This is a genomic window from Leisingera sp. ABM4_101 (assembly GCF_056158725.1).
Genome location: NZ_JBSWTV010000002.1, coordinates 3,578,914 through 3,598,117, shown reverse-complemented (window position 1 = coordinate 3,598,117; position 19,204 = coordinate 3,578,914). Strand labels below are relative to the sequence as shown.

Here is a 19,204-nt window from a genome sequence, read left to right as displayed (position 1 = left end):
GGCCGTCTCCCCGCCAAGGCGGGGCCCCTCGGCAATTCCGCGTGATCCCGTGCGCTGTCCCCGGCCACCTGTGCCCAAGCGAAGGCGGCTCCGAAGCGGAAATCCCTGAGGGACAGGGGGCAGCTCAGCCGCTGGCGGCGATGGCGGTGCCTGCGGCATGGCCCGACGCCCAGGCCCATTGGAAGTTGTAGCCGCCAAGCCAGCCGGTCACATCCACCGCTTCGCCGATGGCGTAAAGCCCGGGGGCGGCTTTCGCCTCCATGGTCTTGGAGGAGAGGCCATCGGTGCAGATGCCGCCGAGGGTGACTTCCGCCGTGCGGTAGCCTTCAGTGCCCGCGGGCAGCAGGCGCCAGCTTTGCAGCGCCTCGCAAAGGGCGGATAGCGCGGCGTCGGACTGGTCTGCAAGGCGGCCCTTGAGCTCCAGTTGCGGCTTTAGGAAATCCACCAGTTTGCCCGGCAGGTGGCGGGACAGCTCGGTGGTCAGGTCGCGGCGGCCCTCGGCCTGGCGCTGTTCGCGCAACAGGTCATAGAGCGGTGTTTCAGGGATCAGGTTCACGGTGATCTCCTCGCCCTCGCGCCAGTAGGAGGAGAGCTGCAGGACGGAAGGGCCGGAGAGGCCGCGGTGGGTGAACAGCAGGGCCTCGTCAAAGCTGGTGCGCGCATTGCTAAGCCGCGCGGGCAGGGAGACCCCGGCCAGCGGCTGGAAACGGCCGTCGGGGAAGGTGAAGGGCACCAGGCCAGCGCGGGTCTCGGTGACCTCAAGCCCGAACTGGCGGGCGAGGTCATAGGCAAGGCCGGTGGCGCCCATCTTGGGGATCGACTTGCCGCCGGTGGCCAGCACCAGGTTGCGGCAGCTGACGGTATGGGGTTTGCCCTCGCGCAGCAGTTGGACCGTGTAGCCGTCTGCGGTCTGCTCGACGCTCTCGACCGAAGTGTGCAGCCACAGGTCCGCGCCGGCCTCCTGCATCTCCTGCACCAGCATCGCGATGATCTGTTTGGAGGAGCCGTCGCAGAACAGCTGGCCCAGGGTTTTTTCGTGCCAGGCGATACCGTGGCGGTCCACCAGTTCGATAAAGTCCCACTGCGTGTAGCGGGCCAGCGCCGATTTGCAGAAATGCGGATTGGCCGAGAGGTAGTTCCCCGCCTCGGCATACATGTTGGTGAAATTGCAGCGGCCGCCGCCGGAGATGCGGATCTTTTCGCCCGGTGCCTTGGCGTGGTCGATCACCAAAGTGCTGCCGCCTGAGTGGCGCGCGCACATCATGCCGGCCGCACCGGCGCCGAGAATCAGAGTGTTCACCTGCATGGCGCGCATCCACCACGGAACCGGGGGCGGCGCAAGGGGAAGGCCGGGGCGGGATCGCCTGGCAGATTGGCGCCGGCCCGCGGGCGGCTTCTTGCTGTCAAGATGGCCTGCCGGCGCGGCGGTGGTTTTCCGCCGAACTGTGTTCTTTTTCTGGCGCGCTGGCTCACGTTTCGTTACAGTTTAAGTGAGACCCCGAAAACGGGGCGGAGCGAGGCATATAGTGGCGGTATTCCCATGACTGAGATGGTCTATGGCGCGGTTCCCGTGCAGGCTGGTGAGCCAATTCTTCCCAAGTGGTGGCGGACGCTGGATAAATGGACAATGTCCTGCATCCTGATGCTGTTCGTGATCGGGCTGTTGCTGGGGCTTGCCGCCTCGGTGCCGCTGGCGGAAAGAAACGGGTTCGGCAATTTCCACTATGTTCAGCGGCAGGCGGTTTTCGGCCTGACGGCGCTGATGGCGATGCTGATCACCTCGGTGATGTCGCCGGTGCTGGTGCGGCGGCTGGCGGTGTTGGGCTTTGCCGTGGCCTTTGTGGCGCTGGCCTTCCTGCCGATCTTCGGCACCGATTTCGGCAAGGGGGCGGTGCGCTGGTATTCGCTTGGCTTTGCCTCGCTGCAACCCTCGGAGTTCCTGAAACCGGGGTTCATTGTGGTGGCCGCCTGGATGATTGCCGCCAGCCAGCAGATCAACGGCCCGCCGGGCACGCTGATGTCCTTTGCGCTGTGCATGATGGTGGTGATGATGCTGGTCCTGCAGCCGGATTTCGGCCAGGCAAGCCTGATCCTGTTCGGCTGGGGGGTGATGTATTTTGTCGCCGGTGCGCCGATGCTTTTGCTGGTCTGCATGGCCGCTGTGGTCGTGATGGGCGGGGTTTTTGCCTATAACAGCTCTGAGCATTTTGCCCGCCGCATCGACGGCTTCCTGAACCCCGATGTCGATCCGACCACCCAGCTGGGCTATGCCACCAACGCGATCCGCGAGGGCGGGCTGTTTGGCGTCGGCGTTGGCGAGGGGCAGGTGAAATGGTCGCTGCCGGATGCCCATACGGATTTCATCGTGGCCGTGGCAGCCGAGGAATACGGGCTGGTGCTGGTGGCGGTTCTGATCGCGCTTTATGCCACGATCGTGGTGCGCTCGCTGTTCCGGCTGATGCGCGAGCGCGATACCTTCATCCGCCTCGCAGGCACCGGCCTCGTGTGCATGTTCGGCGTGCAGGCGATGATCAACATGGGGGTTGCGGTGCGGCTCTTGCCCGCCAAAGGCATGACTTTGCCGTTTGTCAGCTATGGCGGATCTTCGCTGATTGCCACCGGAATTGCAGTGGGTATGCTCCTGGCTTTTACCCGGACGCGCCCGCAGGGCGGGATTGCCGACTACCTGAACGGCCGCGGCCGCTGACGAGAGAGAAAAGAGACCAGCTGCGATGGCACAGAAAATGCTCTTGATGGCTGCCGGGGGAACCGGCGGCCATATGTTTCCTGCACAGGCGCTGGCCGAAATGATGCTGGCGCGCGGCTGGCGGGTGAAACTGTCGACCGACGCGCGCGGCGCGCGCTACACCGCGTCCTTCCCCAGCGCGGTTGAAATCTCGCAGGTGTCCTCTGCCACCTTTGCCCGCGGCGGGCTGCTGGCCAAGGCGCTGGTGGCGCCGAAGATCGCCGGCGGTATTGTGTCGATGATGATGCAGATGCGCCGTGACCGCCCCGATGCGGTAATCGGTTTCGGCGGCTACCCGTCGATCCCGGCGCTGGGGGCGGCAACGCTGCTGAAACTGCCGCGGATGATCCATGAGCAGAACGGCGTGCTGGGCCGCGTCAATCAGCTCTTCGCCACCCGCGTGGCGGGGGTGGCCTGCGGCACCTGGCCGACCGCGCTGCCGGAAGGGGTTGCGCATGAGCATGTGGGCAACCCGGTGCGCAGCGCAGTGAAGGAGCGGGCGGGTGCTGGCTATATTCCGCCGGGGGATTACCCGATGTCGCTGCTGGTCATGGGCGGCAGCCAGGGCGCGCGCATCCTGTCCGATGTGGTGCCCGCGGCCGTCGCGGCGCTGCCGGAGCATATTCGCCGCCACCTGCGGGTGTCGCATCAGGCGCGCGAGGAGGACCAGGAGCGGGTCAATGCGTTTTACGCCGAGCACGGCATAAACGCCGATGTGCAGACGTTTTTCACCGATGTGCCCGCCCGCATGTCGGAGGCGCAGCTGGTGATCTCGCGCTCCGGCGCGTCTTCGGTCGCGGATATCTCGATCATCGGGCGGCCCTCGATCCTGATCCCCTTTGCCGCCGCCGCAGGCGACCACCAGACCGCCAACGCCCGCGGGCTGGTTGACGCCAATGCCGCCGTGATGATTCCCGAAAGCGCCCTTGATATCCCGGTGCTGGCAGAGCATATGGGCGCGATTCTGAGTAACCCGCAGGCTGCCGCGCAGATGGCAACCGCTGCACTGAGCGCCGGAGTCCCCGATGCTGCCGAACGTCTGGCAGCACTGGTGGAGCAGCTGGCCGAGGAAGGATAAACGTTATGAACCCTGCAACCAAACTGCCTGGCGACGTCGGCCCGATCCATTTCGTGGGTATCGGAGGCATCGGCATGTCGGGCATCGCCGAGGTGCTGTTGAACCTTGGCTATGTGGTGCAGGGCTCGGACCTGAAATCCTCCAAGATCACCGGCCGGCTGGAAGAGCTGGGCGCGCGGATTTTCGTCGGCCAGAAGGCGGAGAACCTGGAGGAGGCCGCGGTTGTGGTGATCTCCTCCGCCATCAAGCCGGGCAACCCGGAGCTGGACGAGGCCCGCCTGCGCGGCCTGCCGGTGGTGCGCCGCGCCGACATGCTGGCAGAGCTGATGCGGCTCAAGTCCAACGTCGCCATCGCCGGCACCCACGGCAAGACCACCACCACCACCATGATGGCAGAGCTGATGGTGGCCGGCGGTTTCGACCCCACGATCGTCAATGGCGGCATCATTCACGCCTATGGCTCCAACGCGCGGATGGGGCAGGGCGAATGGATGGTGGTCGAGGCGGATGAGAGCGACGGCTCCTTCAACCGGTTGCCCGCAACCATCGCCGTGGTGACCAATATCGACCCCGAGCATATGGAGCACTGGGGCGACTTTGACCGGCTGCGCGACGGCTTCCTGGAGTTTGTCTCCAACATCCCGTTCTACGGGGTGGCCGTCTGCTGCACCGACCACGCGGAGGTGCAGGCGCTGGTGGGCCGGATTTCCGACCGCCGGGTGGTGACTTATGGCTTCAATGCGCAGGCGGACGTGCGCGCCGTCAACCTGACCTACAAGGCGGGTGTGGCGCATTTCGACGTTGTGCTGCAGGCCGAGGACCGGGTGATCGAGGGCTGCACCCTGCCGATGCCAGGAGACCATAACGTCTCCAATGCCTTGTCCGCGGTTGCGGTGGCGCGGCATCTGGGCATGAACAGTGTTGAGATCCGCGAAGCCCTGGCTGCGTTCGGCGGCGTCAACCGGCGCTTCACCAAGGTGGGCGAAGTGAACGGCGTCACCATCATCGACGACTACGGCCACCACCCGGTGGAAATCGCCGCGGTGCTGAAGGCCGCGCGCCAAGCCTGCGAGGGCCGGGTGATCGCCGTGCATCAGCCGCACCGCTATTCGCGCCTGTCGAACCTGTTCGACGATTTCTGCGCCTGTTTCAACGAGGCTGACGTGGTGGCGATTGCCGAGGTCTTTGCCGCCGGCGAGGACCCGATCGAAGGCGCCAGCCGCGATGACCTGGTGGCAGGCCTGATCCGCCACGGCCACCGCCACGCCCGCGCCATCCTGAACGAGGAAGACCTGGAGCGCCTGGTGCGCGAGCAGGCCCGCCCTGGCGACATGGTGGTCTGCCTTGGCGCCGGCACCATTAGCACCTGGGCCAACGGCCTGCCGGACCGGCTGCAAGCCTAAATGCTGCTTCTTGCACCGATAGCCTTGCTTCTTGTTGGGGCGTGTTTTGGCGTTTTGCCGGGCTGGCTGTCGGGGGGGCTGCTTTTGTTGTTCTCTGGCGGCCTGATTTACGAATACTGGGGGGCAAGTCCAGTAGATTGGGCATCCTTCAGGTTTTCATTTGTCTTCTTACTTCCGGTCGGAATTCCGGCGCTGTTGGCAGGTTTCCTTCTGGGGCGCTGGGCCAAGGGAGGGGTGGTAGAGGAATGACGCTTTCCCTCACCCTTGCTGCCGTCTGGGCGCTGGCGGCCAATGTTCTGGCGATGATCCCCAGCCGCGACAATCATTGGCGGCGCGCCTATGTGCTGATTGCGCTGGGCATTCCGCTGCTGGGTTATGTGACCTATGAAAACGGCCCCTGGTGGGGGCTGGCGGTGCTGCTGGCGGGGATGTCGGTGCTGCGCTGGCCGGTGATCTACCTGGGCCGCTGGGTGCGGCGCGTCACCGGTTTCTGAGCGGCGCAGCCCGCCCTGCCGTATTTACAGTTTCTTTGAGGTCCTCTGCTAAACAGGCAAGCATACTTCGTATTTCCTGTTTCAGGCCAGCGTGTACCGGCTGGCGGTGGAGACCTTTCTTGGTTGCTGTATCTGCACTTTGGCTGGCGTTTGGTGTTGTTTGGCTGGCCGGTTTGTACCGGCTGGGCCGGTCCAGGCGCTCTGATCTGGCAGCGGCCGTGGCGGCGGTCTGGCTTGCCATCCTGGTTTGGCTGGCTGCGCGGCTGCTGTTTGAGGCGGAGTCCGGCCGCCGGATGGCAATATCCCTTTATCTTGGCGGCCACCTCGTCTACGGACTGTGTTCGCTGGCAGGCTGGAACTTGGGACGGAAACGACGATGGCGGCGCAAATTGAAGGGATACTACCGGCGGCTCGCGGGCGGCTGACAGAAGGCAGGCCGCTGGCGGAGCTGACCTGGCTGCGCGTGGGCGGGCCTGCGGACTGCCTGTTTCAGCCTGCGGACGTTGACGACCTGGCGGATTTCCTGCGCGGCCTCGATCCGGCAGTGCCGGTGTTCCCGATCGGCGTCGGGTCGAACCTGATTGTGCGGGACGGCGGGCTGCGGGCGGTGGTGATCCGGCTGGGCCGCGGGTTCAACGGGATCGAAGCGGCGGGGGATACCGTCACCGCCGGCGCTGCGGCGCTGGATGCCCATGTGGCCAGGCGCGCAGCGGATGCGGGGATCGACCTGACCTTCCTGCGCACCATTCCCGGCTCCATCGGCGGTGCGGTGCGGATGAACGCGGGCTGCTACGGCAGCTATTTGGCGGATGTTTTTGTCTCGGCCACCATCGTGACCCGCCAGGGTGAAATCCGCGAGGTTACGGCAAAGGAACTGGAGTTCCAGTACCGCCAAACGGCATTCCCCGAGGGGGCGGTGCTGGTGTCTGCCACCCTGCGCGGCCCCAAGGGCGACCCGGCAGAGCTGCATGCCCGGATGGAAGCGCAGCTGAAGAAACGGGATGAGACCCAGCCCACCAAGGAGCGCACTGCAGGCTCCACTTTCCGCAATCCGGCCGGGTTCTCCTCGACCGGGCGGGCGGATGATGTGCATGACCTGAAGGCCTGGAAGGTGATCGACAACGCCGGCATGCGCGGCGCCCGGCGCGGCGGCGCCCAGATGAGCGAGAAGCATTCCAACTTCCTGATCAACACGGGTGGCGCATCTGCCGCAGATCTGGAAGGTCTGGGTGAAGACGTGCGGAAAAAGGTTTACGAGATTTCCGGCATCACGCTAGAGTGGGAAATCATGCGGATTGGTGATCCGCTTCCCGAATAGCCGGAAAACCTGAGCGCTGACAAAGGCTTCTGTTGCCGCAGCCTGAGGAGACCATAGGCCCCTGAAAGGGCGCGGGCAGCGGCAATTGTTAAACGTGGTAAAGGCAACATTAACGCCCCGGTAAGATTTCGGGCGGTAGGGTGCCGAAGAGGCGGCAATGATATGCCGGTGCAAGGGGCGCAGTGCCCCGCGGAAATCAGCCGGGCCAAACCGGCGCAAAAACATAAGGCGGGCCTGTTCGGGCTCCAAGAAACAGGGGCATGAAAGCCCCGCATGTATTGAGGCGCTTCGTGGTGAGTAAGTCGAGCAGGGCACTCCCGAAAGTCGCGGTGCTGATGGGCGGACCGTCAGCCGAACGCGAGGTATCGCTGTCCAGCGGCCGTGAATGCGCGGCGGCGCTGCGCGGTGAGGGGTTCGAGGTTGTTGAGGTGGATGCAGGCGCCGGCCTGCACGCGCGCCTGTTGGAGGTGAAGCCGGATGTGGCGTTCAACGCGCTGCACGGGCGCTGGGGCGAGGATGGCTGCGTCCAGGGCGTGCTGGAATGGCTGCAGATCCCCTATACCCACTCCGGCGTGCTGGCGTCGGCGCTGGCGATGGACAAACAGCGATCCAAGGAGGTCTACCGCGCCGCCGGGCTGCCGGTGGTGGAAAGCGGGCTGTTTGCCAAGGACGACGTGAGCGCCGGCCATGTGATGGCGCCGCCCTATGTGGTGAAGCCCAACAACGAGGGCTCCAGCGTCGGCATCTATATTGTGCAGGAGGCCGCCAACGGCCCGCCGCGGCTGTCGCAGGAAATGCCCGCCGAGGTGATGGTTGAGACCTACGCGCCGGGGCGTGAGCTGACCACTACGGTGGTCGGGGACCGGGCGCTGACGGTTACTGATATCCTGACCGACGGCTGGTATGACTACGACGCCAAGTATAAGCCCGGCGGCTCGCGCCATGTGCTGCCGGCGGATCTGCCGCGGGAAATCTTCGACCTGTGCCTGGAATACGCGCTGAAGGCGCATGAGGTGCTGGGCTGCCGCGGTGTCAGCCGCACCGATTTCCGCTGGGATGAGGCGCGCGGGGCCAATGGGCTGATCCTTCTGGAGACCAACACCCAGCCCGGCATGACGCCAACCTCGCTGGCGCCGGAGCAGGCGGCTTTTTGCGGCATGACCTTTGGCCAGCTCTGCGCCTGGATGGTGGAGGATGCCTCATGCAACCGCTGATCGGGCGCTTCCGCAAGCCGGAGGAAGGGCGCTGCGACCCGGCGCCGTCGCGGCTGAAGTACCGGTTGCAGCGCTGGATGCTGACACCGGGGATCCGTGTCGGCTTGCGCTTTGGGGTGCCGTTCTGCCTGGTCCTGGCCGCGGGCAGCGCCTATCTGGCTGATGAGGGCCGCCGCGATGTGCTGCAGGGGCTGGTGAATGACGCCCGCGCCGCGATCGAGGAACGGCCGGAGTTCATGGTCAACGTGATGGCGGTGGACGGTGCCGGCACCAGCGTGGCGCAGGACATCCGCGAGGTGGTGCCGCTGGATTTCCCGGTCAGCTCTTTTGATCTGGACCTGGAGCAGATCCGCGATGTGATCACCGGGCTGGACCCTGTGAAGACCGCCAGCGTGCGGATCCGCCCCGGCGGCATCCTGCAGGTGGACGTCGAGGAGCGCGAACCGGCACTGATCTGGCGCAGCCGCGAGGGGCTGGCGCTGCTGGACGAAAGCGGCATTCACGTCGCTGAACTGGGCCGCCGCAGCCTGCATCCGGACCTGCCGCTGATCGCGGGCAAGGGGGCGGACGGCGTAGCGGCAGAGGCGCTGCGGCTGTTTGCAGCGGCCAAGCCGCTGGGGCCGCGGTTGCGCGGGCTGGTGCGCGTGGGCGAGCGGCGCTGGGACGTGGTGCTGGACCGCAAGCAGCGCATCATGCTGCCGGCTGAACAGCCGGTGCGGGCGCTGGAGCGGGTGCTGGCGGTAAGTGAAGTACAGGATTTGCTGGAACGCGATGTGGCGGCGGTGGACATGCGCCTGGCTGGGCGCCCCACCGTGCGGATGACCGAAAACTCAGTGGAAAACTGGTGGCGGATCCGGCAGCTGAACGGGGGCGGGCAGTAACATGACAGATCTCTATCAATCCCAGCGGGCGATGCGGCAGATGCGCCGCCAGGCGATGCAGCGCGGTGTGGTGGCTATTCTGGACGTGGGCAGTTCCAAGATCGCCTGCCTGGTGCTGCGCTTTGACGGCGCCGGCAAGCTGAGCGAGGACGGCTCCATCGGCGCCCTGGCCGGGCAGTCGGGGTTCCGGGTGATCGGCGCGGCGACCACGCGGTCGCGCGGCGTGCAGTTCGGTGAAATCACCGCCATGCAGGAGACCGAGCGCGCCATCCGCACCGCGGTGCAGGCAGCGCAGAAGATGGCCGAGGTGCGGGTCGACCATGTGATCGCCTGTTTCTCCGGCGCCAATCCGCGCTCTTACGGGCTGGATGCGCGGCTGGATCTGGAGGGGCAGGAAGTCTCGGAGCATGAGGTCGCGCAGGTGCTGGCCTCCTGCGAGGTGCCGGAATACGGCGCGGGCCGCGAGGTGCTGCACGCGCAGCCGGTGAATTTCGCGCTCGACAACCGTTCCGGCCTGGGCGATCCGCGCGGCCAGATGGGCCAGACCCTGGCGGTCGACATGCATATGCTGACGGTGGATGCCATCGCGGTGCAGAACCTGGTGCGCTGCATCCAGCGCTGCGATCTGGAGCTGGCGGGGATTGCCTCCTCGGCCTATGCCTCCGGCTTTTCGGCCTTGGTCGAGGATGAGCAGGAACTGGGCGCCGCCTGTATCGACATGGGCGGCGGCTCCACCTCGATTTCGGTCTTTATGAAGAAGCATATGATCTATGCCGACGCGGTGCGTCTGGGCGGCGATCACATCACCAGCGACATTTCGATGGGGCTGGGCGTGCCCTTGGCCAATGCGGAGCGGATCAAGACCTTCTGCGGCGGGGTGCATGCCACCGGCGCCGATGACCGCGACATGATCGACATCGGCGGCGATACCGGCGACTGGGAGCACGACCGCCGCACCGTCAGCCGGGCGGAGCTGATCGGCATTATGCGCCCCCGCGTTGAGGAAATCCTGGAGGAGGTGAGGGCGCGGCTGGATGCGGCCGGGTTTGAATACCTGCCCAGCCAGCAGATCGTGCTGACCGGCGGCTCCAGCCAGATCATGGGGCTGGACGGCTTGGCGAGCCGGATCCTGGGCCAGCAGGTGCGGCTGGGGCGGCCCTTGCGCGTCCACGGCCTGCCGCAATCGGCAACCGGGCCGGGCTTTGCCTCTGCTGTGGGCCTGTGCCTGTTTGCCGCCCATCCGCAGGATGAGTGGTGGGATTTCGAGATGCCTGCCAGCCGCCATCCGGCGGGCACCCTGGGCCGGGCGGTGCGCTGGTTCCGCGACAACTGGTAAGCCGGAGTTCAATTCAACCGGAATGCGCATTGGGGGCGTGACAGCGCCCTTCTGACCCGTTAGGTTGTCATTAACGTCCGCGGCAAACGCGGCGATTCAGCAGGCCGGGCAGTGGCCAGCCAAGTTTCGGAACACATCTCCTCTGCAAAGCGATTTTGCGGGCGGAGAGGTTTTGTTGTGTGTGGCTTGTGCTGAATCCCCAATATCTGCTAGGGACGGCGAAATACCGCGTTTCAAGCCTTAGAATGAGGCTGTATTTTGTAGCACAGAGTGCTTTTTGGGATGACGCATCATCCGCTGCGCGGTAAGATTATGGTGAATAGGACAGGAATAAGCCCTTTGCGGGAAGGGCGGGTAACACAGGCGGTATGAGCATGACGTTGAATCTTTCGATGCCCGGGCAGGAAGAATTGAAGCCGAAGATCACGGTGTTTGGTGTCGGCGGGGCCGGCGGCAACGCTGTCAACAACATGATCGAAAAGGAATTGGACGGCGTTGAATTCGTCGTGGCCAATACCGACGCGCAGGCGCTGCAGCAAAGCGCGGCCAAGGCCCGCATCCAGCTGGGTGTGAAAGTCACCGAGGGCCTGGGCGCTGGCGCCCGCCCGCAGGTGGGCTCGGCCGCGGCTGAGGAAAGCATCGAACAGATCGTCGACCACCTGGCGGGCGCGCACATGTGCTTTATCACCGCGGGCATGGGCGGCGGCACCGGCACCGGCGCCGCTCCGATCATCGCGCAGGCCGCGCGGGAACTGGGCGTGCTGACCGTGGGCGTTGTCACCAAACCGTTCCAGTTTGAAGGGCTCAAGCGGATGCGTCAGGCCGAAGCAGGCGTCGAAAGCCTGCAGCGCGTGGTCGATACGCTGATCATCATCCCGAACCAGAACCTGTTCCGCCTTGCCAATGAGAAGACCACCTTCACCGAGGCGTTCTCGATGGCGGATGACGTGCTGTATCAGGGCGTCAAGGGCGTCACTGACCTGATGGTGCGCCCGGGCCTGATCAACCTCGACTTTGCCGACGTGCGTGCGGTGATGGACGAGATGGGCAAGGCGATGATGGGCACCGGCGAGGGTGAGGGCGAGGACCGCGCGGTCCAGGCCGCCGAGAAGGCGATTGCCAACCCGCTGTTGGACGAAATCAGCCTCAAGGGCGCCAAGGGCGTGCTGATCAACATCACCGGTTCGCACGATCTGACCCTGTTCGAACTGGACGAGGCCGCCAACCGCATCCGCGAGGAAGTGGACCCGGATGCCAACATCATCGTCGGCTCGACCCTGGACACCGGCATGGAAGGCAAGATGCGCGTGTCCGTCGTGGCCACCGGCATCGACGCAACCGATGTGAACACCGATATGCCGGTGCCGCGCCGTCCGATGTCGGCGCCGCTGCGTCAGACCGTCAGCGTCGAGGACACCCGCACCGCGGCTCCGCTGGAGCTGGAAACCCCGGTTGCGCAGCCTGCCGCCGCTGAGGCCGCCCCGGCGCCTGCTGCCGAAGCTGCACCGGCTGAGCCGGCCGCCGCGCTGGAAGAGCCGGCGCTGTTTGCTGAAATGAACGTTGAGCAAGCCGCGGCGCAGGAGCAGGCCGAAGATATCTTTGAAGAAATCGAGCCGATGGGCGACGACGGCCTGCCGCCGCCCGCATATCAGCCGCAGGTGCCGGAATTCCGCCCGCAGGCAGATGTTGCAGCCGAACCGCAGGCCGACAGCTTTGTCGCCCCCAAGGCGCCGGCGCCCGGCACCCCGTCGCCGCAGGCGCTGGAACGTCTGCAGGCCGCGGCCCAGCGGGTCCAGCAGCCGCAGGCGCAGCAGCGTCCGGCAGCCCCGGCAGCCCCGGCGCCGCAGCCGCAGTCCCAGGCACAGCAGCCGCAGGCCGAGGGCCAGCGCCGTTTTGGCCTGAACTCGCTGATCCACCGGATGACCGGCAGCGCAGAGGCTCCGGCGGCGAAACCGGGCCCGCAGGCCGTGCGCCAGCAGCCCGCAATGCAGGCGCAGGCCCCGGCAGCCCAGCCGCAGCCGGTTCAGCAGCAGCAGGCGGATCCGGATCAGGAGCGGATCGAAATCCCCGCTTTCCTGCGCCGCCAGGCTAACTGAGGCATCACATATCAGTTCTGAAAAGCCGCCTTCGGGCGGCTTTTTTGTTATTAAGATTAGGGGCTTACGTGGTTCTAAGCGGTGTTTTGCTTATCTGTTACAGCCATGTTTCAATCCGTTACAAAGATTGAGTTGTGCGTTGTTAAGCAAAACCTTAACTCTCATCCGCAACACGGCCCCGCGAGGCCGGAAACAGTGGAACGAGGCGCAACGTGCAAAATACGCTCAAGGCATCGGTGGCATTCGAAGGGGCCGGCCTGCATTCCGGCAAACCCGCACGCATGGTTCTGATCCCGGCTCCGGCGGGGCACGGCATCGTTTTCAAGCGCACCGATATCGCATTGGGCAACACCCTGGTTCCGGCCCGCTGGGACCTGGTTGAGCGCAGCCCGCTGTGCACCCGGCTGGTCAACACCTCCGGCGTCAGCGTCTCCACCGTTGAACACATCATGGCGGCACTGGCCGGCTGCGGCGTGCACAACGCGCTGATCGAAATCGACGGCCCGGAAGTGCCGATCGTGGACGGTTCCTCCGCCCCGTTTGTGCGCGGCATCATGAAATACGGCGTGCAGCGCCAGGGCGTGCCGATCACCGCCTTTGAGGTGCTGAAGCCGGTCACCGTCGAAAAGGACGGCGCCCGTGCCACCCTGTTGCCGTCGGACCGTCTGACCATCGAATTCCACATCGACTTTGCCGAGGCTGCCATCGGCCGCCAGAGCAAGGTGCTGGACATGCGCAACGGCAGCTTTGCGCGTGAGCTGTGCGACAGCCGCACCTTCTGCCGCCAGGCAGATGTTGAAACCATGCAGGCCAATGGCCTCGCTCTCGGCGGTGTGCCGGGTGAAAACGCCGTTGTCTTCGACGGCGAGCGGGTCGAAAGCGGCGCCGGGCTGCGCCATGCGGATGAGCCTGTGCGCCACAAGATGCTTGATGCGCTAGGAGATCTGGCGCTGGCTGGGGGGCCGGTCTTGGGGCGCTATGTTGGCGAGCGCGCGGGGCACGCGCTGACCAACACCTTGCTGCGTGCCCTGTTTGCGGAGCCGGGTGCGGTCCGGGCCGTCGCCTGCGATGCAGCGATGACCGCACGGCTGCCGGGGCAGGGTCTGATCTGGTCGGAAATTCCGGCTGAGCAGCGGCGCGTGGCATAAGGCAGAAACCTGAAACGAGGGGCAGGCTGGCCCGGGACGCGACTGTCCCGGGCCTTTTCCTATGCCGCATGGCGCAGGCAGGCGTTTGCAGGGGCAAGGAATGGAAGGGCAGCCTTGACCATTGCCGGCTTTCTCTGCCATGTGAATGCGGAAGTGGCGAAAGGCGTTTTGCGCGCCATTTGAATATGCTAGAGACAGCGTAACCGGGGCGGACACCCGTAAGGCAATGACGGTGAGGTGAGGCGACATGAACGGCATCAGGGCGGGAGCCAAAACCCTCGGCGCGGTGCTTCTGATGGCGGCCCTTGCGGGCTGCGGCGGCGATGGCGGCGCAGTGAAGCGCGGCGAGTCGCTGGAAGCCTTTTCAGCTGAGCACATCTACCAGCGCGGCGAATTTGAGCTGGCCAACCGCCAGCCCAAGGATGCGGCCTATTACTTCTCTGAGATCGAACGCCTGTATCCCTATTCCGAATGGGCCAAACAGGCGGTGATCATGCAGGCCTTTGCCTATCATTCGACCAAGGATTACGAGAACAGCCGCGCGGCCGCGCAGCGGTTCATTGACTTCTACCCGGCGGATGAGGATGCGGCCTATGCCCAGTATCTGCTGGCGCTGAGCTATTACGACCAGATTGACGAGGTGGGCCGCGACCAGGGGCTGACCTTCCAGGCGCTGCAGGCGCTGCGCACGGTGATCGAGGTTTATCCCGACAGCGAATATGCCAATTCGGCGATCCTGAAGTTCGACCTGGCCTTTGACCATCTGGCGGGCAAGGAAATGGAGATCGGGCGGTATTACCTGCGCCGCGGCCATTATACCTCTGCGATCAACCGGTTCCGGGTTGTGGTGGAGGATTTCCAGACCACCAGCCACACCGCCGAGGCGCTGCACCGGCTGGTCGAGTCCTATTTGTCGCTGGGCCTGACGGCCGAGGCGCAGACCGCGGCGGCTATTCTGGGCCATAACTTCCAGTCCACCGATTGGTACGAGGACAGCTACCGGCTGCTGGGCGCAAACGGGCTCAAGCCCAAGGACCGCGGTAACAACTGGCTGAGCCAGATCTACCGTCAGACGATCAAGGGGCGGTGGCTGTAACGGCTGCCGCGGCAATTGGGGCGGGGCAATGCTGCGCGCGCTTGATATCCGGGATATCCTGATCATTGATCACCTGGAGCTGAATTTTCAGCCCGGGCTGAATGTGCTGACCGGCGAGACCGGGGCCGGGAAATCCATTCTGCTGGATTCGCTGGGGTTCGTGCTGGGCTGGCGCGGCCGCGCTGAACTGGTGCGCCAGGGCGCCAAACAGGGCGAGGTGCTGGCCGAGTTCGAACTGGGCGCTGACCACCCGGCCCACGCCATCCTGGGAGAGGCCGGGCTGCCGGGCGGGGATGAGCTGATCCTGCGGCGGGTGAACACCGCCGAGGGGCGCAAGACCGCCTGGGTCAATGACCGCCGCTGCTCGGGCGAGGTGCTGCGGGCGCTGTCGGAAACGCTGGTGGAACTGCATGGCCAGCATGACGACCGGGGGCTGCTCAATCCGCGCGGCCATATGGCGCTGCTGGACCAGTATGCCGGGGTGCAGGGGCTGCTGGCAGAGGTGCGCGGCGCCTGGTCCAATGCAGCCAAGGCGCGCAAGACGGTTGCCGCCACCCGCGCGGCGCTGGAGGCTGTGCGCGCCGAGGAGGAGTTCCTGCGCCATGCGGTGGCAGAGCTGGACAAGCTGGATCCGCAACCGGGCGAGGATGAGGCGCTGGACACCCGCCGCCGCCAGATGCAGGCGGCCGAGCGCATCCGCGGCGACATCGCCCGCGCCCATGCGCTGCTGGGCGAAGGCGCCGAGGGCGCCATGGGCGAGGCGCAGCGCTGGCTTGAGGGCGTTGCGGGCCAGGAAGACGATACCGGGCTGGACGAGCCGCTGGCGGCGCTCAGCCGCGCGATGATCGAACTGGGCGAGGCGCAGGACGGGGTCGAACGGGTGCTGGACAGCCTCGACTTCAATCCGGGTGAGCTGGAAGACTGCGAGGAACGGCTGTTTGCGATCCGCGCCCTGGCCCGCAAGCATGACGTGCAGGCGGATGAGCTGGGCCACTATGCCGGAACCCTGCGCGCCAAGCTGGCGGCGCTGGATGCGGGCGACCAGAATCTGGCGGATCAGGAAGCCGCGCTTAACGCGGCAGAGGACGCATACCGGCAAGCGGCCAAGCAGCTGGGTGCAGTGCGCCGCCAGGCCGCGTCGGCGCTGGACAAGGCAGTGATGGCAGAGCTGGCGCCGCTGAAAATGGAACGCGCGGTGTTTGAGACCCGCATCACCACGGCGGAGCCGGGGCCGGATGGCATGGATGCGGTGGCCTTTACCGTGGCCACCAACCCGGGCGCGCCTGCAGGCGCCCTGAACAAGATCGCCTCGGGCGGCGAGCTGAGCCGCTTTCTGCTGGCGCTGAAGGTCTGCCTGCGCGGCGAAGATGCCAGCAAGACCTTGATTTTCGACGAGATCGACCGCGGGGTTGGCGGCGCCACCGCCGATGCGGTGGGGCGGCGCCTGCGCAGCCTGGCGGGCGGCGGCCAGGTGCTGGTGGTGACCCACTCGCCGCAGGTGGCGGCGCTTGGCGGCCATCATTGGCAAGTGCGCAAGCAGGTGGTCGATGGCATGACCCTGTCGCAGGTGGTGCCGCTGGCCGAGGCCGAACGGGTGGATGAGCTTGCGCGCATGGTCTCTGGCGATACCATCACCGAGGAGGCCCGCGCCGCGGCCCGCGCATTGCTGGCCGGATAACCTGCCAAAGCTGCCGGGCAGGTGAGGGTTCTTTAACTGGATTTATGGCACTTTCACGCCATTAAGAAAAAAGACCCGCTGACAGCTTATGGTAGACGAAATCCGCTCCTCTCTTTCCGCATTGTTTTTGCAGTGGCTGGCCGGCCTCAAGGACATCTGGCGGGTGCTGCGCCACCGCGGCCCCAGCCAGTTCCAGTTCTGGCTGATCGCGCTGCTGATCGGCATCGCCGCGGGCTTTGCCGCGCTGTTCTTCCGCAAAGGAATCGCGGCGCTGCAAGCCTGGGTCTATGGTGCGCCGGATCTTGATTACCTGCATTCCTACGCGCAGGGTCTGCCCTGGTACACGCTGGTGGCTATCGCCGCAGGCGGCGGGCTGGTGGTGGGTCTGATCCTGGACCGGTTCACCCCGGACGGGCGGGTGCGCTCTGTTGCGGATGTGATCGAAGGTGCGGCGCTCAATGACGGGCGGGTCGAGCACAAGGAGGGCCTGGCCTCGGCGCTGGCGTCGTTCATCACGCTGTCCACCGGCGGCTCTACCGGGCGCGAGGGGCCGGTGGTGCATTTGGCCGGGGTGATCTCTACCTGGGTCAGCAACCGGATCAATGCAGACGGCATCACCGGGCGCGACCTTTTGGGATGCGCGGTGGCGGCGGGGGTCTCGGCCAGCTTCAACGCGCCGATTGCGGGCGCGCTGTTTGCGATGGAAGTGGTGCTGCGGCATTTCTCGGTCAACGCCTTTGCGCCGATCGTGGTGGCCTCTGTGGCCGGAACCGTGATCAACCGGCTGGAATACGGCGATGTGACCGAGTTCACCCTGAACACGCCGGGCGCCTTGCAGTTCTATGTGGAACTGCCCGCCTTCTTGATCCTTGGCCTGATCTGCGGCCTGGTGGCGGTGGCGCTGATGAAGGCGATCTTCTTTGCCGACAAGGTGGGCAACACGGTGCAGCAGCGGCTGCATCTGCCGCGCTGGCTGCGCCCTGCCGTCTCCGGCGCCATGCTGGGCGTGATTGCGGTCTGGTATCCGCATATCATCGGTGTGGGCTATGAAACCACTGTGCTGGCGCTGACCGGCGGGCTGCTGCTGGGGCAGGCGGTGATCTTTACCGCGGTCAAGACGGCGGCCGTTGCCATCACCATGGGCGGCCGCATGGGCGGCGGCGTGTTCTCGCCTTCGCTGATGATCGGGGCGCTGACCGGGCTGGCCTTCGGGCTGATTGCCACCGCGGTGCTGCCGGATGTGTCGGGCACCCATACGCTTTATGCTTTTGCCGGCATGGGGGCGGTTGCGGCGGCCGTTCTGGGGGCGCCGATATCCACCACGCTGATCGTGTTTGAACTCACCGGCGACTGGCAGATCGGCCTGGCGGTGATGGTCTCGGTCTCCATGTCGACGGCGCTGGCGTCGCGGCTGGTGGACCGGTCGTTCTTCCTGACCCAGCTGGAAAAGCGCAATATTCACTGCGCCGCGGGCCCGCAGGCCTATTTGCTGGCATTGATCCGGGCCGGGGCTGTGATGCGCCCGATGGGCGACAGCCGCTGCGCCAGCCTGGGGGACTGCGAGGCCCTGGCAGAGCAGGGCCTGTGCATCCGCGCCTCCGCCTCGCTGGAGGCGGCGATGCCGGTGTTTGACCGCGCGGATGCGGCCTATCTGCCGGTGATGATGGATGACGGCGGCAGCGAGGAGATCATCGGCGCGCTTTATCACGTGGACGCGCTGAAGGCCTACAACCGGGCGCTGGCGGCCACCGCAGCAGAGGAACACCGCTGAACCCGGCGGTGGCAAACTACCGCCGAAGGGGAAAATCCAGGAAATCTCCCCTGATCTGTGAGAATTTCGCTACAGGTTCCGGATTGTGGTAAAGAAAGTCTTAAAAATTTAGTTGCCCTGCCCAGGCCGCTGTCTCAACATCACGATTGCGACATAACAAGACTTACTCACTTTGGGTGGAAAATCATGCGCAATTTCGAAATCGGCCCGCAAGAGGCTGATGCGAAACACAAGGCGGACGAGCGGGCAAACGAGCGGGCAGCACTGGAAGCGGCTATCAACTACGCGATCCAGTGTGCGCGGGAAACGGATATCCTAGGCGCAGGCGATGCGCTGGAGGAAGCAAGGCTGAACCTCAGCCGGGCCGTTCTCACCTAGCCATCCCGGCTTCTGCCAGAACATCGAACCGGCCCGCGCTGCGTGGCCGGACCGGCGGCTGCAACCGGATCCGGGGCAGGCGCCTGGCATCCCTGCAAAACAAAAACACCGGCGCAGGGCGCCGGTGTTTTGCGTTTCGGCTATGGCTCCGCACCGGGGCAGGCCTGTCCGGTCAGACCTGTTCCACCTTGACGGAGTCGCTCAGAACAAAGGCCAGGTGGCCCTTGATCTCTGCCACGGCCTCAACCGGGTCCTCATAGCTCCAGGCGGCGTTTTCAGTGACCGAGGATTTGTTGGCGATCGAGAAATAGCTGGCGTCGCCCTTGTGCGGGCAATGGCTGGACTTGCTGGTGCGGTCCAGGAACGCCATAGCGATGTCTTCGCGCGGGAAATAGATGACCGGATCCAGATCGCCTTCTGACAGCTCCAGAGCATTGGCGGTCTCCCCCAATACGGCGCCGCCGGAGCGGACAGTCCAGGTGCCTTCGGCCTTACGGATACGGATCGTGGTCATGCGTGTTTTCCCATTCTCTTCGGTCTTGTCGTCTTTTGTTCAGTCTATCTCAC

General features: G+C 65.3%; 18 protein-coding genes. 16 read left to right on the top strand and 2 right to left on the bottom strand.

The genetic code is table 11. From position 1 onward, the window contains the following. Positions 1–124: 124 nt before the first annotated feature. Positions 125–1,306, bottom strand: a complete 1,182-nt coding sequence (locus tag ACXAEK_RS18745) for a BaiN/RdsA family NAD(P)/FAD-dependent oxidoreductase (protein ID WP_475044214.1) — start codon at positions 1,304–1,306, stop codon at positions 125–127. A gap of 234 nt (positions 1,307–1,540) precedes the next feature. On the opposite strand from ACXAEK_RS18745, the gene ftsW reads away from it, so the two are divergent. The 16 genes from ftsW (at position 1,541) to ACXAEK_RS18665 (ending at position 18,637) form a co-directional block, all read left to right on the top strand. Next, positions 1,541–2,707, top strand: a complete 1,167-nt coding sequence (ftsW, locus tag ACXAEK_RS18740) for a putative lipid II flippase FtsW (protein ID WP_475044212.1) — start codon at positions 1,541–1,543, stop codon at positions 2,705–2,707. 25 nt (positions 2,708–2,732) lie between these two features. After that, entirely contained in the window at positions 2,733–3,824 is a 1,092-nt protein-coding gene (locus ACXAEK_RS18735) for a UDP-N-acetylglucosamine--N-acetylmuramyl-(pentapeptide) pyrophosphoryl-undecaprenol N-acetylglucosamine transferase (RefSeq protein WP_475044210.1), read from the top strand. 5 nt (positions 3,825–3,829) lie between these two features. Next, positions 3,830–5,227: a UDP-N-acetylmuramate--L-alanine ligase gene (gene murC, locus ACXAEK_RS18730; protein ID WP_475044208.1), complete on the top strand. Its 1,398-nt coding sequence runs from the start codon at positions 3,830–3,832 to the stop codon at positions 5,225–5,227. Next, positions 5,228–5,476 carry a hypothetical protein gene (locus ACXAEK_RS18725; protein ID WP_475044206.1) on the top strand — a complete coding sequence of 83 codons (249 nt, stop codon included), beginning with the start codon at positions 5,228–5,230 and terminating at the stop codon, positions 5,474–5,476. Beyond that, positions 5,473–5,721 carry a DUF2484 family protein gene (locus ACXAEK_RS18720; RefSeq protein WP_475044204.1) on the top strand — a complete coding sequence of 83 codons (249 nt, stop codon included), beginning with the start codon at positions 5,473–5,475 and terminating at the stop codon, positions 5,719–5,721. The genes ACXAEK_RS18725 and ACXAEK_RS18720 overlap by 4 nt, the downstream gene beginning before the upstream one ends. Positions 5,722–5,840: 119 nt before the next feature. After that, positions 5,841–6,146, top strand: coding sequence for a hypothetical protein (locus tag ACXAEK_RS18715; protein ID WP_475044202.1), 306 nt, complete (start codon positions 5,841–5,843; stop codon positions 6,144–6,146). Further along, complete coding sequence (gene murB / locus ACXAEK_RS18710; protein WP_475044200.1) at positions 6,098–7,039, top strand: UDP-N-acetylmuramate dehydrogenase; 942 nt, start codon at positions 6,098–6,100, stop codon at positions 7,037–7,039. Before ACXAEK_RS18715 ends, murB begins: the two co-directional genes overlap by 49 nt. 293 nt (positions 7,040–7,332) lie before the next feature. Then, positions 7,333–8,253, top strand: a complete 921-nt coding sequence (locus tag ACXAEK_RS18705) for a D-alanine--D-alanine ligase (RefSeq protein WP_475044198.1) — start codon at positions 7,333–7,335, stop codon at positions 8,251–8,253. Further along, complete coding sequence (locus tag ACXAEK_RS18700; RefSeq protein ID WP_475044196.1) at positions 8,241–9,134, top strand: cell division protein FtsQ/DivIB; 894 nt, start codon at positions 8,241–8,243, stop codon at positions 9,132–9,134. Before ACXAEK_RS18705 ends, ACXAEK_RS18700 begins: the two co-directional genes overlap by 13 nt. Position 9,135: 1 nt before the next feature. After that, a complete protein-coding gene (gene ftsA, locus ACXAEK_RS18695) occupies positions 9,136–10,470 on the top strand; it encodes a cell division protein FtsA (protein WP_475044194.1) in 1,335 nt (444 codons plus the stop codon). A gap of 374 nt (positions 10,471–10,844) precedes the next feature. Further along, entirely contained in the window at positions 10,845–12,566 is a 1,722-nt protein-coding gene (ftsZ, locus tag ACXAEK_RS18690; protein ID WP_475044192.1) for a cell division protein FtsZ, read from the top strand. Positions 12,567–12,778: 212 nt separating this feature from the next. Beyond that, positions 12,779–13,714 (top strand): UDP-3-O-acyl-N-acetylglucosamine deacetylase, encoded by a 936-nt coding sequence (lpxC, locus tag ACXAEK_RS18685; protein ID WP_475044191.1) that lies wholly within the window; start codon positions 12,779–12,781, stop codon positions 13,712–13,714. 247 nt (positions 13,715–13,961) lie between these two features. Next, on the top strand, positions 13,962–14,810 hold the full coding sequence (locus ACXAEK_RS18680; protein ID WP_475044189.1) for an outer membrane protein assembly factor BamD: 849 nt from the start codon (positions 13,962–13,964) through the stop codon (positions 14,808–14,810). A 28-nt stretch (positions 14,811–14,838) separates the two neighbouring features. Continuing rightward, complete coding sequence (gene recN, locus ACXAEK_RS18675) at positions 14,839–16,488, top strand: DNA repair protein RecN (RefSeq protein WP_475044187.1); 1,650 nt, start codon at positions 14,839–14,841, stop codon at positions 16,486–16,488. An 88-nt stretch (positions 16,489–16,576) separates the two neighbouring features. Next, positions 16,577–18,259: a chloride channel protein gene (locus ACXAEK_RS18670; protein WP_475044185.1), complete on the top strand. Its 1,683-nt coding sequence runs from the start codon at positions 16,577–16,579 to the stop codon at positions 18,257–18,259. A gap of 186 nt (positions 18,260–18,445) precedes the next feature. After that, positions 18,446–18,637, top strand: coding sequence for a hypothetical protein (locus ACXAEK_RS18665; RefSeq protein ID WP_475044183.1), 192 nt, complete (start codon positions 18,446–18,448; stop codon positions 18,635–18,637). 172 nt (positions 18,638–18,809) lie between these two features. On the opposite strand, the gene ACXAEK_RS18660 is transcribed toward ACXAEK_RS18665, so the two are convergent. Further along, entirely contained in the window at positions 18,810–19,151 is a 342-nt protein-coding gene (locus ACXAEK_RS18660; protein WP_475044181.1) for a DUF427 domain-containing protein, read from the bottom strand. Positions 19,152–19,204 lie beyond the last annotated feature (53 nt).

Coding starts and splice junctions, on each gene's coding strand:
- ACXAEK_RS18735 (WP_475044210.1), top strand. CDS start 2,733: ATGGCACAGAAAATGCTCTTGATGGCTGCCGGGGGAACCGGCGGCCAT.
- ftsW (WP_475044212.1), top strand. CDS start 1,541: ATGACTGAGATGGTCTATGGCGCGGTTCCCGTGCAGGCTGGTGAGCCA.
- ftsA (WP_475044194.1), top strand. CDS start 9,136: ATGACAGATCTCTATCAATCCCAGCGGGCGATGCGGCAGATGCGCCGC.
- ACXAEK_RS18725 (WP_475044206.1), top strand. CDS start 5,228: ATGCTGCTTCTTGCACCGATAGCCTTGCTTCTTGTTGGGGCGTGTTTT.
- ACXAEK_RS18670 (WP_475044185.1), top strand. CDS start 16,577: ATGGTAGACGAAATCCGCTCCTCTCTTTCCGCATTGTTTTTGCAGTGG.
- recN (WP_475044187.1), top strand. CDS start 14,839: ATGCTGCGCGCGCTTGATATCCGGGATATCCTGATCATTGATCACCTG.
- ACXAEK_RS18700 (WP_475044196.1), top strand. CDS start 8,241: ATGCAACCGCTGATCGGGCGCTTCCGCAAGCCGGAGGAAGGGCGCTGC.
- ACXAEK_RS18660 (WP_475044181.1), bottom strand. CDS start 19,151: ATGACCACGATCCGTATCCGTAAGGCCGAAGGCACCTGGACTGTCCGC.
- murC (WP_475044208.1), top strand. CDS start 3,830: ATGAACCCTGCAACCAAACTGCCTGGCGACGTCGGCCCGATCCATTTC.
- murB (WP_475044200.1), top strand. CDS start 6,098: ATGGCGGCGCAAATTGAAGGGATACTACCGGCGGCTCGCGGGCGGCTG.
- ACXAEK_RS18665 (WP_475044183.1), top strand. CDS start 18,446: ATGCGCAATTTCGAAATCGGCCCGCAAGAGGCTGATGCGAAACACAAG.
- ACXAEK_RS18745 (WP_475044214.1), bottom strand. CDS start 1,306: ATGCAGGTGAACACTCTGATTCTCGGCGCCGGTGCGGCCGGCATGATG.
- ACXAEK_RS18720 (WP_475044204.1), top strand. CDS start 5,473: ATGACGCTTTCCCTCACCCTTGCTGCCGTCTGGGCGCTGGCGGCCAAT.
- ftsZ (WP_475044192.1), top strand. CDS start 10,845: ATGACGTTGAATCTTTCGATGCCCGGGCAGGAAGAATTGAAGCCGAAG.
- ACXAEK_RS18680 (WP_475044189.1), top strand. CDS start 13,962: ATGAACGGCATCAGGGCGGGAGCCAAAACCCTCGGCGCGGTGCTTCTG.